This is a genomic window from Spirillospora sp. NPDC048823 (assembly GCF_043198445.1).
Taxonomy (GTDB): Bacteria; Actinomycetota; Actinomycetes; order Streptosporangiales; family Streptosporangiaceae; genus Spirillospora.
Genome location: NZ_JBICUT010000001.1, coordinates 573,571 through 586,271, shown reverse-complemented (window position 1 = coordinate 586,271; position 12,701 = coordinate 573,571). Strand labels below are relative to the sequence as shown.

Sequence of the window (12,701 nt, the reverse complement as noted above, 5' to 3'; positions counted from 1 at the left end):
CCCGCCTTCAGGCGGAGGAGGACGTCAACTCGCCGTGTTCGCCGAGAGTTGTTCGAGGAGCCCCTCGGATGCGGCATCGACACGGTGTCAGATGCGGCCCGTGCCGCGGCAGACGTTGCACGTCTCGCCGGTGGCGGTGCTGGTGCCGGTTCCGTTGCAGCCGGGGCAGGAGCGTGTCGCCGGCTTGTTGTGTTTGCCCACGGTCCACCACCTCCCCGGCCCTCATCCTAGAGGCTGCGACGGGCCGGTCGCCGGGCGGCGGGCGGCCGTCCGCGGGCTTCACGGCCAGTCGGTGATCCGGTCGCGGCGTCCGCGAGTACGGAGTCGCCGCGGCCGTACCCGTACCCTGAACACACTGATCGAGAAGGGACGGGCCACAACGTTGCACCAGGCGCTCCGCTCGTGACCGCGCCGATGCCGCTCACGACCCCGATCCGCCCCTACGACTGGGGGTCGCGCACCGCGCTGCCGGAACTGCTCGGCACCGAGCCGACCGGGCGTCCGCAGGCCGAACTGTGGGCGGGCGCGCACCCGGCGGCGCCCTCGTCGGTGGACGGGACGCCGCTGGACGTCCTCATCGGCGGCGACCCGATCGGGATGCTGGGGCGGCCCTCGGTGGAGCGTTTCGGCCCCGTGCTGCCCTACCTCCTCAAGATCCTGGCCGTCGAGAGGCCGCTGTCCCTCCAGGTCCACCCCACGGCGGCGCAGGCCGAAGCGGGGTTCGCCGGCGAGGAGGAACGCGGCATCCCGCCCGGCCATTTCACCCGCACCTACAAGGACCCTTTCCACAAGCCGGAGATGGTCTGCGCCCTCACCGACTTCCACGGTCTCTGCGGTTTCCGCGACCCCGCCGGAACCGCCGACCTCCTCGAAAGCCTCGCCGTTCCCGAACTGCGTCCCTGGATCGCGACACTGCGCACCGAGCCGCCGGACCGGGCTCTGCGCACCGTCCTCGCACAAATGCTGGACGAGGACTCCCGGCTCGTCCAGGCCGCGGTCGAACCGTCGCTCCCCTCCGTGTACGCCGACATCGCCCGGGCGCATCCGGGTGACCCGGGTGTCCTCGCGGCCCTGCTCCTCAACCACGTCGAACTGAAGCCCGGCGAGGCGCTCTTCCTGGACGCCGGAGTTCCGCACTCCTATCTGGGCGGCCTCGCCATCGAGGTCATGGCCAACTCCGACAACGTCCTGCGCTGCGGGCTCACCGGGAAGCACATCGACGTCCCGGAACTGATGCGCGTGGTCGAGTTCGCCCCGTCCCGCCCTGTCCGGGTCGAATCGTCGCCGGAGTCCGGGTACCGGCCGGGGGCCGACGAATTCGTCCTCGTCCGCCATGACCTGACCGGCGACCCCGACGACCTGCCCGGCGGCCTTCCCCAGACACTCCTGTGCCTGGAGGGCGAGGCCCATCTCGCGACGGACCGCACCCTCACCCTCTCCCGTGGCGAAGCCGCCTTCATCCCCGCGAACGCCCCCGCCACCCGCCTTACCGGCAAGGGCGTCCTCTACCGCGTGCTGCCCGCGATCCGGTGACCGCCCACGCCCTGTTCGGGTCCGGCCGACCGCTCCGGCGGACCCCGTGACCACCCCCCGGATCTGAGACTCAACGCTTCCTTAACGCCGTCATAAGGACGGCGCCGCGGGGCCCATCGGGTGCGAGGTTCGTTGCGTGGCAACTGAGCCGCCACCCCCGGACCGGGGAGGCGGCCCGCTGGACGGAAAGGATTGCGAATGGGCAAGAACACCGGTTCGTTCGCCCCCGGCCTTCCGGGGGAGCGGGTGCGCCCCGCGGTGGTCGCCCGGGCCTTCCAGACCCTGCCGTCCGTCCACCGCGAGATCCTCACCGAGACGGTCTTCAGAGACCGTTCGGTCAACGAGGCCGCCGCCTCACTGGGGGTGCCGGTGGACGTGGTGAAAGCCCGCGTCTACCACGCGCTCCGGGCGCTGAACACGGCCCTGGACGCCCCGCGGCCGACCGTGTGACGGGCAGGGCCGGGTCCGCCGGGCCGCGCGGCCCCGGTCCGCGGCGCCGCGGCCGGCCCGCGCCCGATAAATGGGTTGCCGGGGCGGGAACGGCCCCGGCACCATGGGCGTCGTAGGGAAAGTCGCAGGGAAACGAGAGCGGAAGGAGAGGGTCATGCGCAGTCATCGAATGCACAGCAGCAGCCTCTCCGGTTCCGGGAGCCGCCGAAGGACGTGACCCGCACGTTCCGACGCCGGCCGCCCGCAGACCGTGGGCGGTCTTTTGTTGTTCCGGAGGGTTGGCCGAGTGGAAAGGCAGCGGCCCGCTAAGCCGTGGTCAGGGTCATCCCTGCGCGAGTTCGAATCTCGCACCCTCCGCGCCGAGTGAGGATGCCGGCGTATCCGGCGGCTTCCTGCCGGAGATATGGCCTTCGTGGTGTAGTGGTCTGCATGCCAGGTTGTGATCCTGGAGGTACCGGTTCGATCCCGGTCGAGGGCCCTTGTGAAGTAAGGGCGGTGATGGGCGCCAGATATTGCCCAGGGGCTGGTTCCGGCTGACGTTGCATTTGATCAACGATGGAAAAGCCTTCTGTATGCACAGCTCCTCCGCGAAGGCGATGTGGTCCGGCCTCCTGGCGCTCGGCGTGCTGGCCGCGCTCGTGCTCGCCGCCCTCGGCGTCCCCGTCCGGGCGGAGCCGGGGCCCGCCCCCTATCTCGATCCGCAGCTGTCCGTCGAGGACCGGGTCGGCGACCTGCTCCACCGGATGAGCCTGGACGAGAAGCTCGGCCAGATGACGCAGCCCGAACGCAGGTACATCACCCCGGAGGAGATCACCCGCTACCGGATCGGGTCCGTGCTGTCGAGCGGCGGGTCGGCGCCCGCCCCGAACACGCCGGAGCGTTGGGCGGACATGTACGACGGGTTCCAGCGTGCCGCGCTCGCCCAGCCGCTGCGCATCCCGCTGATGTACGGGGTGGACGCCGTCCACGGCCACAACACCGTCGTCGGTGCGACGATCTTCCCGCACAACATCGGGCTCGGCGCGTCCCGCGACCCGGCCCTGGTCCGCGAGATCGGCGCCGCGACCGCGCGGGAGATGGCGGGGACGGGTGTCGACTGGAACTTCGCGCCCTGCGTGTGCGTGGCCCGCGACGACCGGTGGGGCCGGACGTACGAGTCCTTCGGCGAGGTGCCCGAGCTGCCCGCGATGATGACGACGATCATCGAGGGGCTGCAGGGCGACGAGCTGGGCGGCCCCGCGTCCGTCCTGGCGACGGCGAAGCACTACGTGGGCGATGGCGGCACGGCGGGCGGCGACGACCGGGGCGACACGAGGATCTCCGAGAAGGAACTGCGCGCGATCCACCTGCCGCCGTTCCGCGCGGCCGTGGAACGCGGCGTCGGCTCGGTGATGATCTCCTACAGCTCGTGGAACGGGCTGAAGATGCACCAGAACCGCTACCTGATCACGGATGTGCTGAAGCGTGAGCTGGGCTTCACCGGATTCGTCGTGTCGGACTACAACGGCATCGACGAGATCGACGGGGAGGCCGGGTTCACCAGGGACGAGGTCGCCGCCGCGATCAACGCCGGGATCGACATGGTGATGGTGCCGACCGAGTGGCGCAGGTTCATCGAGTACCTGCGGGACGGCGTGAGGGACGGCGACGTCCCGATGTCCCGCATCGACGACGCGAACCGCCGGATCCTGGCCAAGAAGTTCGAGCTGGGCCTGTTCGAGCACCCCATGGCGGACCGGTCGTATCTGCGCACGGTCGGCGGCGCCGCGCACCGCGAGCTGGCCAGGCGCGCGGTCGCCGGGTCGCAGGTGCTGCTGAAGAACGACGACGTCCTCCCGCTGGACGACGACGACAAGATCTTCGTGGCGGGCGGCGGCGCGGACGACATCGGCGTGCAGTCCGGCGGCTGGACGATCACCTGGCAGGGGGAGCAGGGCCCGATCACGCCGGGCACGACGATCCTGGAGGGCATCCGCGCGGCGGCGGAATCGCCCGCCACCGTCGCCTACGGCAGGGACGGCACCGGCGTCGACGGGTCCTACGACGCCGCGATCGCCGTCGTGGGGGAGAAGCCGTACGCCGAATACCACGGCGACAGGACGGGTGACCTCGGCCTCGACGCCGATGGCCTCAAGGCCATCGAGCGGCTGCGCGCGGCGGACGTCCCGGTGATCGTGGTGCTGGTGTCGGGGCGTCCGATGGACATCGCCGCGGAGCTCCCCGAGTGGGACGCGCTGGTCGCGTCGTGGCTGCCGGGAACGGAGGGCGCCGGCGTGGCCGACGTCCTGTTCGGCGCCACCGATCCCACCGGCCGGCTCCCGGTCACGTGGATGCGCGGCACCGACCAGCAGCCCATCAACAGGGGCGACGGCAAGAAGCCGCTCTTCCCCTTCGGCTACGGCCTCACCTACGACTGAGCGGTCGGGGCGGTCGACACCCCTTCTGGCCGAGAGCACCCTGTCCGAGCTGGCCGGGCGGGTCGGGCTCTCCCGCCCCACCACCGAGGGCGTGCTGGGCGAGCTGATCGACCGGGGCCTGGTCGCCGAGGACGCGCCGCGTCCCGGCGCCGGGCTGGGCCGCCCCGCCCGCCGCTACCGGTTCCGCGCGGAGGCCGGTCACGCGCTCGGCATCGACATCGACGCGCACCGGGTGCGGCTCGTCGTCGCCGACCTCGCCGGCGGGGTCGCCGGCGGCCACCGCGCCGGCCTCGACGTGCAGGCGCCGCCCGGCGAGAGGGCCGGTGACCTGCTGGTCTCCGAGCTGCGGCGGCGGGTGGAGCCGCTGTGCCTGAGTCCCGTCCGCATCGTGGCGTCCGAACTGGGGGACGAGTCGGTGGGCCTCGGCGCGGTCCGCCTGGCCCTGGACCGGATCGACGAGGACCTCTTCCGCGTCGACCGCCCGTCCCATCCGTCCCATCCGTCCGATGGGTGAACGGCAAGGGACTAGGGCGTCAGCGGGGTGCTGAACGACCAGCCCTCGGTCAGCAGGGCGTCGGTCGCCGCCACGGCGGCGGCCAGGCGGTGTTCGTGGGGGCCGGTGACGGTGATGTGCGGCAGGCCCCGTTTCCCGAGCTCCTCCTCGAAGCGCCCCGACATCCACGACCTGATCGACTCCCCGTCACGCCAGCCGTCCTGCTCGAACGGGACGCCCTCCGGGTCGGTGAGAATCCACAGATGGTGGGGGGTTCGCTCATGCACGGCCTCGACCTCCGGCGCCGGCGCCCCGAGATAGCGCTCATGCCAGACGGCCGTGGCGAACGCGTCCGTGTCGCACACCAGCAGCGGTGAACCCGACCGCGCGGCGGCGTCCTCCAGAGCGGCGTGGTGCTCGGCGATCCGCGTGAAGTCCGCGGACTCCCACACCAGGCCGTCCAGCCACAGCGACGGATCGCCGGAGGCGCGGCGGGCGGCGGCCAGCTTCTCCTCGGTGAACGTGCGCCCGTACTCCGGTACCCACCGGGTCGTCGCCCAGACGCCGCCCCGCTCGGCATAGTGCGCGGCGAGGGCGCGGGCCAGCGTCGTCGTCCCGGTCGACTCGGCGCCGGTCACCACGACCCGCCGCGCCAGATACGCCCGGACGGGCGGCGCCAGGAACTCCCAGTTCGCCACGGGGTCGTCCCGGATGGCCGCGCCGCTGACCGGGAAGCGGTCCCGCGGCGGGTCGACCGGGACGTGGACGGCGGAGAACCGCTCCGCCAGCTCGGGCCCGTACGCCTCGGAGCTGAACACCGCGTCGACCGGCGGGACGGGCACGCCGAGGCCCGACCGCATCGCCAGCCCGGCCCGGAACGCGGCGACGTGCGCCGACCAGATCTCGTCCGACTCGTAGTCGATCTCCACGTCGTCCACCGCCGGAATGATCTCCACGTGCGGCTGCTCGTGCGTCTCGCGGAGCCACGCCGTCCGCAGCGGCAGCGGGATGCTCTCGACGCTGGACGCGGCGACGACGACGCTGACCCGGGCGCACGCCGCGGCGGCGACGTCGATCAGATGGCGGTGGCCGGCGTGCGGCGGGTAGAACTTGCCGATCACGAGCCCGTGCGCGTACGTCATGCGGGCACGGGCGCGGGATCGCCGGCGGTCCGGGAGCGCAGGTCGCGGCGCCAGGCCAGCAGGCCGAACACGCACAACGTCAGGAAGATGACGTACAGGACGCTCGTCAGCTTCAGGTCCTTGTGGAAGTACAGGGGGATGTAGACGAGGTCGGCGGTGATCCACAGCCACCACGACTCCAGCAGCTTGCGCGACTGCCCGTAGACGGCCATGAGGGAGATCGCGGTGGTGAGGGCGTCCCAGAACGCCACGGTGGAGTCGGTCCAGACGGACAGCGCCCAGGTCAGAAGCGCGGTGGTCGCCGCGCCCGCCACGAGGAGGGCCGCCCACTCGTTGCGCAGTGTGCGTCTCACCGGGAGGTTGTCGCGGCCGTCCCCGCCGTACAGCCACACCCACCACCCGTACGCCTGGAGTGCGATGTAGAAGACCTGCAGCCCGGAGTCGGCGTAGAGGCCGCCGTCCAGGAACACGAGCCCGAGCAGGATCACGTTCGCGATGCCGATCGGCCAGTTCAGGATGTTCTGCCGGACGACGAGCCACACGTTGACCGCGCCGGTCGCGAAGCCGAGCAGCTCGGCCCACGTGGTGGGCACCGTGCCGAGATGGAAGGCGGGGTCGAGCAGCGGGCCCAGCGGAACGTTCACCGACATGCCCGCAATGATCACATATCGTCAAAGAGACGACAAGGGTCTCCCGCGTGCGGATGTGTCAGCGCCCCCAGGCAGCGGCGCACCCGCTCATGCTCCAGCCGCGCCTCGACCCGCTCGTTCACCGGGGCGTGGGTGGTGCCCGCCCCCTGCCGTGTGGCCCGTGGAGCGTGCGCGTGCCAGATCACCTGCCTTCGCCGGCCTGCCGTTCGTCCTCGTCCCACAGTTCGAGGGACTCGATCAGCACCTCTTCCACCTGCTCGGCCGCCGCCCGGTACGCCTGCGCCCGCCCGGCGCACACCCCCGCGTCCCACACCCGCCCCTGCCCGGACCACACCCGAGCCCGCGCGGCCTCCATCTCCGCCAGCACACGCCACGCCCGAGCCTCGTCCGGCAACATTTCGAACGCCTTCCGCGCCTCCGGCCCCAGCCCCGCGAACAGAAAAACCGTCTCCGGATAAGGCTCAGGCCCGCCGTCTTGGGCAGCCACCCGCCTCCCGACCGGCCACCGCGCCGTCGCCCACACACCCCGCAGGACGCGCAGTGCCGTTCGCGTCCGGCTCATCGGACGACCTCGAACCACACCGTGAACCGGCCATCGCGACCCGGCAGCGAGCCCCAGCAGTCAGCGAGCCCGGCCACGACCATCAGGCCCCGCCCAGACTCGCCCCAACCCGAGCCCTGCGCCGGAATCAGCGGACGTCCCGTCGAGCCGCCGTCGTCCTGGATCTCCACTCGCAGCCGCTCGGACGACAAGAGCACCGTCACCCACACCCCGCCACCGCGCAGGCCACTGGCGCTGTGCCGGACGGCGTTGGTGGTGACCTCGCAGATCATCAGGTCGACGTCGTCCAGGTCGAACCCTGCGACGTTGCCACCCAGCGCGCCGACCAGCGTCCGCCGCACCCGCGCCCTGACCTCCCGCACGTCGAGCATCCCGCCCGGGCACACCCGCTCGGTGTGCACCTCGTCCCAGACGATCACCGTCCGACCTCGGCGATCTGCTCGGCTGCCACCCGCACCGCCCCGACCGGCGTCCGGCGAGCGGCGTCCCACAGGTAGGACCACCCGCCCCCACGCTCCTGGACGACGAGCACCGCCAGCGACCTACGCCGCGCCGGGACCGGCACCGACAACACCGGCTCGGCTTTCCCGTCCATGTACAGCACCGAGCCCTGCTCCAACTCCCGCAAGGCCCACATCAGCCGAACCAGCAAGTTCAGCCGCTCAGCCGTCGCCGCCGGGATCGCCTTCCGGCGACCTTGCTCCACGGGGGACGGGCCGTTGGGTAGGTTCGTCATGGGTCCGACTCCTTTTCAGTCGGGCTTAGGCCCCGGGCCGGTGGTGCTAGCACCGACCCGGGGCCGCTCCTGTGTCGGGGGTACGGCTGACCAAGCCCCCTTCGCCCCTCGCCGGCCGCACGCTCGGTCAGACCAACGGTTGCGAAACCGTTGGGCCGCCGAATGTCGACTGTGCTGGGCATACAGGAAGATCAGCCGCCTTCTGGTTTGACCTGGTACGCGTTGCGTTGTGTTTCGAACGACCACCTCAGCATGATGCGTAAGCGTATGATGCGTCTAGGTACGGTGCCCAGAATGGACCCGGACCGTGATCCACGCAAGATGCGTCCGCGTATCATTCCAAGATCTTTTAAGAAATGACCGAATTGGGCGAGAACGCCCACTAAGAAAGGTGAGGCAATGGCCGGTACTCCGAACCCCACCGTCAAGCGCAAGCGTCTCGGCATCGAGCTGCGCCGCCTGCGAGAGGAGGCGGGCTTGACCTGTGAACAGGTCGGCGACCGCCTGGACTACTCCGGTACGCGCATCAGCCGCATCGAGACCGGCAAGATCTCCGCAAAGCCCGGCGACGTCCATGAGCTCTTGGAGGTCTACGGCGTCACCGGGCCGGTTGCGGACGCTCTCGTGCAACTGGCCCGCGATGCCCGGAAGAAGGGGTGGTGGCATACCTACGGCATGAACCTGCCCGAGTGGTTCTCCGCCTACGTCGGCTTTGAGGCCGAAGCCGTCACCTTCCGTGACTTCCAGCCGCTCTACATTCCCGGCCTGCTCCAGACCGTGGACTACGCTCGCGCCGTCCTCCAGGCGGCTCCGGTGCCGGGTACGCCGGAGGAGATAGACCGGCAAGTCGCCGTACGCATGGAACGGCAAGCCATTCTGGCCGCCAGCACCCCGCCAGAGCTGTGGTTCGTGATCTCCGAGACCGCCCTACGGGTCCAGCTCGGGACGCCCCAGACCATGAAGGCGCAGCTTGAGCGCCTGGTGGCGATGGCTGAGCGGCCCAACATCACCGTGCAGATTCTCCCCTTCACCACGGCCGCCCACGTCAACCCCATCACCGGCTTCCGCATCCTCGGCTTCCCCGACCCCAAGGACCCGACCGTGGTGTACATCGAACACCTCACCGGCGCCCTGTTCCTGGAGCGCGAAGACGAAATCCGCCGTTATACAGTGGTCTTTGACCATCTTCGGGCGGAAGCACTCGGCAAGAGCGCTTCCGTGGAGCTCATCCGCCGCATCGCTGACGAGATGGGCGCAAACCTGTAGCACATGGAGAGAAGGAGGTGCGGGATGACATACCAGAGGCACCTCGTGGACCTGTCCCGCGCCCGGTGGTACAAGAGCTCACGCAGCAACGGCGGGGAAGGCGGCTGTGTTGAGGTAGCCGACAACCTGCCGGGTTTGGTGGCGGTACGGGACTCCAAGGACCCGGACGGACCGGTGCTGACGTTCGCGGCGGTCGCGTGGCGAGGCTTCGTTGAAGGTGTGAAGGACGAGCGGTTCGGACTGTAGCCCGGTTCTGCATGCTTTGCACCGAAATGCCTAAATTTGATCTCTATCTTCCAGGTAGATGCTTCCCAGCCGGTATTGGACGTACACGACATCAGGATCGGCGGGCTCGGGGAAGCGTAGGACGTTGCAAGCACATTCCATGCCGGGGTGCGCGCCTGCAGACGTCCAGTGGCGCAAGAGCAGTCGCAGTGGCGAACAGGGCAACTGCGTTGAGGTTGGATTCTGGCGCAAGCCTCGTCACAGTGCGGATGAGAGCGACTATGTCGAAATCCGAGGCACCTGGAGGACAAGCAGCCGCAGCGCCAACACAGGCTCCTGCATACAGGCTGCGGCAGACGAGGCGGTAGTGGTGGCGCGGGATTCCAAGAACCCGAACGGGCCGGTGCTCGACTTCGGCGCCGAGGCTTGGACCACCTTCCTCACCACCGTGAAGACCGGCCGACTCGACCTGCGTTGAGCGATACTCCGATCACGTGGAGTTGCGGCGTGTCGGGTTTATCACCCTGGCGGGTGTGCCCAACACGCCGCAAGTGAACGAAGCGGGGACAGCCGTCTTGGTGCGGCACCGCCGCGCAGCACTTTTTAGAGGGCAGCAAGGAAGCGCCAGCGAACGCGTCCAGCGGCCAAGGACGCCCACCGCAGGAACGGTCTCACGGACCGCCTCTGGCGCCCCGGGCCGACCCTGGGCGTTTGCTACTCGTGGGTTCAGTACGGGCCTCCCGCCCGGAGGGCATCAACGATCTGCATTGCCCTCTCTTCACTGACCTCTTCCAGTTCGTCGTCGAAACTCGCATGTTCCCACTCGACGATTATGCCAGTGCCGTGCCATTGTAGATCTCGATGCAATGCCTCGTCTACGATGCCGATCTCGGCCGAGGTACGCCGTCGAACAATTCCATGCGGATCATCGACCGTCTTATCTCCCCCAGTGATCGCATAGTAGGTCACCCGCTCTTTGGACATGGGCACTAATACCCCTCTTTCCGATAATTCGCTATATCACCGACTCCACGGGGAACGGGAATACCAGCAGAAACCTCTTGCTGGAAGGCTTTTAGTTTCACCCTCTCCTGGCCGCTGGTCAACGGATTTCTCTGTCGCTCATAAGCGCGGTGAGTTAGCTGCTTCGCCTCAAAACTCTGAGGAGTATGAAATTGAACCTCGAGAAGCTGGCCGTCCGCCGTCCGCCACCTAGTGTTTACGCCTTTATACTCTGCCCCATCCCACGAATTTCTACAGAACACCATCTCAAAGCCGTCCTTCTTTAGGCCATTGGCGATCTGTTGATATCCTTGGACATATGAGTCGGCAGGGATTTGATAGGTATAGCGTAGGCCATCTGACACCGACTCTGCTGCCTCGGTAGGACTCTTGCGCAGTTCAGCAGCAAGCTTCTCGGCCACCTTCTCTTTGAACCTGTCTTCGCCCTTGAGGCGGTACTCAAGGCCCACCAGCTTGGCGTCAGCCATCTCCGCCTCCCGCGTCTTCAGGCTATCGGTGACATCGCCCTCTTGATCACATAAGCGACCGAAGGCGCGATCAACCGCATAGTTCTCTTCAAGATTCAGGTACTGATCGCCGTCTCCGCGCCATGAGCCGGGTTCGTCTCCGGTTCCTTCGCTCGTGCCTTCTCCCTGAAGGCCGTCGCCTTGGTCGTTCTTTTCCGGCGGTTCGTCAGGCGTCTGCTCCGATTCGAGGTCGGCCCACTTGGCTCTCATGGCGTCGGCATGTTCGCGCCATGCGTCGTTTTGACCTGCTGTCTCGGGCTCAGCGGCCTCGGTGTCGCTGTCGGCGACACCGGTTCCCGGATCGTCCTTTTCGTCCGCCTTGGTGCCGGCGTCGGCGGTCTCACCCGACCCAATGTTCTCACCATCGGGTTGGCCCGTCCCCGCTTCTGTCGCGTTCTTCGGTTCCTCGGCCGAAGCCTGCTCTGGGGCCGACGACTCATCCTGCCTTTCCGCCGACTCGGCTTCGCGGGCCTGACGCGCTTCCCGGGACGCCCGGCGAGCCGCGAACTCTTCGCCCCAGGTGCGGAACCCGAACTGACGGCCGTCCAATTCATACGTCGCCGGCTTACTCGCGAACTCCTCCCACACGTCCCGCCCCGAAGGCTTCTCCGGCTTGCCTTCGGGTTCCGGCTGAGTGTCCGTGGCGGGGGCCTCGCCGGCCTCGTCTTCGGTGTCCGCCTCCGAGACCGACTCAGGCCGCTCCGAGTCTGGTCGGTCCTCTGCAGTGGGGGCGTCGGCCTCGCCCTCGCCTTCATCCGTCCGCGTGGTCGGCCGGTCTTGCTCCGTCTGCCGTCCCATGTCCTCACCCGGCGCTGCGGCCGGGGACCGGTCATCGCGTAACCGGTCGTCAGACTCGGTTTCCGAGCTGCGGGTGCCACGGTCTGTGGTCTCCGTATCCGCCTGGCCGGGCTTCTCCTGAGTCGCGGCACCGGGCGTCTCCCGGGCAGGCGGGGGCTGCTTGTCATCGCGCTCGTCCCGCTGCTCGGTCGCGGCCTCATAGGTGGCTGCGGCTGCCTTGTAACTTTCGAGGCGGGACGGTTGCCCAGGTGAGCCTGGCCGGTCGGGCGGAGGCCGCCACGGCGCCTCCTTGGCCGACGGCTTCTCGACATTCTCGGCACCGTCATCAGTGCCGTTGTCGGTGTGGTCGACACCCACGCGTGGTCAGCCCTTTCGACTGCCGGACAAGAGCAGAGCCGGTGCCGAACGGTGTCCAGATGCCTGCGGGGTGCTGGCGCCGACTTACCTCCGAGAGACTGGACTGATCCGACATAACTCGTCAAGTTCACTATACGAATATGTCGGACGTACCTAACGACACCTCGCCCGCGCGTCAGCTCGAAGCGTCCCGGGACGATCGTCCCGGGACATAGGATTCCGAGGTCACACAGATCGTGAGTGACTTGCAGACGACGACGGGGCGAGGGATTCGGCATGGAGCAGACGAGTCTGGCGATCGCGGAGCCGGGCGGAGGCTCGGCCGGTCCGGACGACGCACTGAACTCGCTCGCCGACGACGACGAGACGATCGACTACATCACCGGGAAGCCGGTCAAGCTGAAGGGCAGCGAACCCGTCCGGCAGCGGATCGGCGTGCGCTCTTCCACGAGTACGGCATCAGCGTCGACGACATGGAGCCGGGCTTCCCGATCCCGGTGCAGGCCGACGGTAACCGCCGCAAGACGAAGAAGGCCGACATCG

General features: G+C 68.7%; 15 protein-coding genes and 2 tRNA genes. 9 read left to right on the top strand and 8 right to left on the bottom strand.

The genetic code is table 11. From position 1 onward, the window contains the following. Positions 1-402 precede the first annotated feature (402 nt). From manA to ACGFK0_RS02520, 6 genes are all read left to right on the top strand, one after another. Positions 403-1,533 carry a mannose-6-phosphate isomerase, class I gene (gene manA, locus ACGFK0_RS02545; RefSeq protein WP_392898974.1) on the top strand — a complete coding sequence of 377 codons (1,131 nt, stop codon included), beginning with the start codon at positions 403-405 and terminating at the stop codon, positions 1,531-1,533. A gap of 198 nt (positions 1,534-1,731) precedes the next feature. Next, positions 1,732-1,983 (top strand): sigma factor-like helix-turn-helix DNA-binding protein, encoded by a 252-nt coding sequence (locus ACGFK0_RS02540; protein WP_392898971.1) that lies wholly within the window; start codon positions 1,732-1,734, stop codon positions 1,981-1,983. Between the two features lie 272 nt (positions 1,984-2,255). Beyond that, a tRNA-Ser gene (locus ACGFK0_RS02535) sits at positions 2,256-2,340 on the top strand. Between the two features lie 49 nt (positions 2,341-2,389). Beyond that, positions 2,390-2,461 (top strand) — tRNA-His (locus tag ACGFK0_RS02530). Between the two features lie 94 nt (positions 2,462-2,555). Continuing rightward, positions 2,556-4,400, top strand: coding sequence for a glycoside hydrolase family 3 protein (locus tag ACGFK0_RS02525; protein WP_392898969.1), 1,845 nt, complete (start codon positions 2,556-2,558; stop codon positions 4,398-4,400). A 91-nt stretch (positions 4,401-4,491) separates the two neighbouring features. Continuing rightward, complete coding sequence (locus ACGFK0_RS02520; RefSeq protein WP_392898967.1) at positions 4,492-4,914, top strand: hypothetical protein; 423 nt, start codon at positions 4,492-4,494, stop codon at positions 4,912-4,914. 11 nt (positions 4,915-4,925) lie between these two features. On the opposite strand, the gene ACGFK0_RS02515 is transcribed toward ACGFK0_RS02520, so the two are convergent. The 5 genes from ACGFK0_RS02515 to ACGFK0_RS02495 all read right to left on the bottom strand — a co-directional run bounded on the left by ACGFK0_RS02515 (position 4,926) and on the right by ACGFK0_RS02495 (position 7,983). Next, positions 4,926-6,035 (bottom strand): AAA family ATPase, encoded by a 1,110-nt coding sequence (locus tag ACGFK0_RS02515; protein WP_392898964.1) that lies wholly within the window; start codon positions 6,033-6,035, stop codon positions 4,926-4,928. Next, positions 6,032-6,685 carry a nicotinamide riboside transporter PnuC gene (gene pnuC, locus ACGFK0_RS02510; RefSeq protein WP_392898961.1) on the bottom strand — a complete coding sequence of 218 codons (654 nt, stop codon included), beginning with the start codon at positions 6,683-6,685 and terminating at the stop codon, positions 6,032-6,034. The genes ACGFK0_RS02515 and pnuC overlap by 4 nt, the downstream gene beginning before the upstream one ends. A gap of 181 nt (positions 6,686-6,866) precedes the next feature. Further along, entirely contained in the window at positions 6,867-7,172 is a 306-nt protein-coding gene (locus tag ACGFK0_RS02505; RefSeq protein WP_392898959.1) for a hypothetical protein, read from the bottom strand. A 71-nt stretch (positions 7,173-7,243) separates the two neighbouring features. Continuing rightward, positions 7,244-7,666 (bottom strand): ATP-binding protein, encoded by a 423-nt coding sequence (locus tag ACGFK0_RS02500; protein ID WP_392898956.1) that lies wholly within the window; start codon positions 7,664-7,666, stop codon positions 7,244-7,246. Beyond that, positions 7,663-7,983 carry a hypothetical protein gene (locus tag ACGFK0_RS02495; RefSeq protein ID WP_392898953.1) on the bottom strand — a complete coding sequence of 107 codons (321 nt, stop codon included), beginning with the start codon at positions 7,981-7,983 and terminating at the stop codon, positions 7,663-7,665. Before ACGFK0_RS02495 ends, ACGFK0_RS02500 begins: the two co-directional genes overlap by 4 nt. 399 nt (positions 7,984-8,382) lie before the next feature. On the opposite strand from ACGFK0_RS02495, the gene ACGFK0_RS02490 reads away from it, so the two are divergent. Together ACGFK0_RS02490 and ACGFK0_RS02485 are read left to right on the top strand one after the other, a co-directional pair. Next, positions 8,383-9,249: a helix-turn-helix domain-containing protein gene (locus tag ACGFK0_RS02490; RefSeq protein ID WP_392898950.1), complete on the top strand. Its 867-nt coding sequence runs from the start codon at positions 8,383-8,385 to the stop codon at positions 9,247-9,249. 24 nt (positions 9,250-9,273) lie between these two features. Further along, positions 9,274-9,495, top strand: a complete 222-nt coding sequence (locus tag ACGFK0_RS02485; protein WP_392898947.1) for a DUF397 domain-containing protein — start codon at positions 9,274-9,276, stop codon at positions 9,493-9,495. A gap of 30 nt (positions 9,496-9,525) precedes the next feature. Here ACGFK0_RS02485 and ACGFK0_RS02480 read toward each other — a convergent pair whose 3' ends face one another. Then, complete coding sequence (locus ACGFK0_RS02480) at positions 9,526-9,672, bottom strand: Scr1 family TA system antitoxin-like transcriptional regulator (protein ID WP_392898944.1); 147 nt, start codon at positions 9,670-9,672, stop codon at positions 9,526-9,528. Here ACGFK0_RS02480 and ACGFK0_RS02475 point away from each other — a divergent pair. After that, the gene (locus tag ACGFK0_RS02475; protein WP_392898942.1) at positions 9,635-9,952 is read left to right on the top strand and encodes a DUF397 domain-containing protein; all 318 of its coding nucleotides are present in this window, start codon (positions 9,635-9,637) and stop codon (positions 9,950-9,952) included. The genes ACGFK0_RS02480 and ACGFK0_RS02475 overlap by 38 nt on opposite strands. Positions 9,953-10,200: 248 nt before the next feature. On the opposite strand, the gene ACGFK0_RS02470 is transcribed toward ACGFK0_RS02475, so the two are convergent. Both ACGFK0_RS02470 and ACGFK0_RS02465 read right to left on the bottom strand, forming a co-directional pair. Continuing rightward, on the bottom strand, positions 10,201-10,458 hold the full coding sequence (locus tag ACGFK0_RS02470) for a hypothetical protein (RefSeq protein WP_392898939.1): 258 nt from the start codon (positions 10,456-10,458) through the stop codon (positions 10,201-10,203). 5 nt (positions 10,459-10,463) lie between these two features. Continuing rightward, the gene (locus ACGFK0_RS02465) at positions 10,464-12,158 is read right to left on the bottom strand and encodes a hypothetical protein (protein WP_392898937.1); all 1,695 of its coding nucleotides are present in this window, start codon (positions 12,156-12,158) and stop codon (positions 10,464-10,466) included. Positions 12,159-12,701 lie beyond the last annotated feature (543 nt).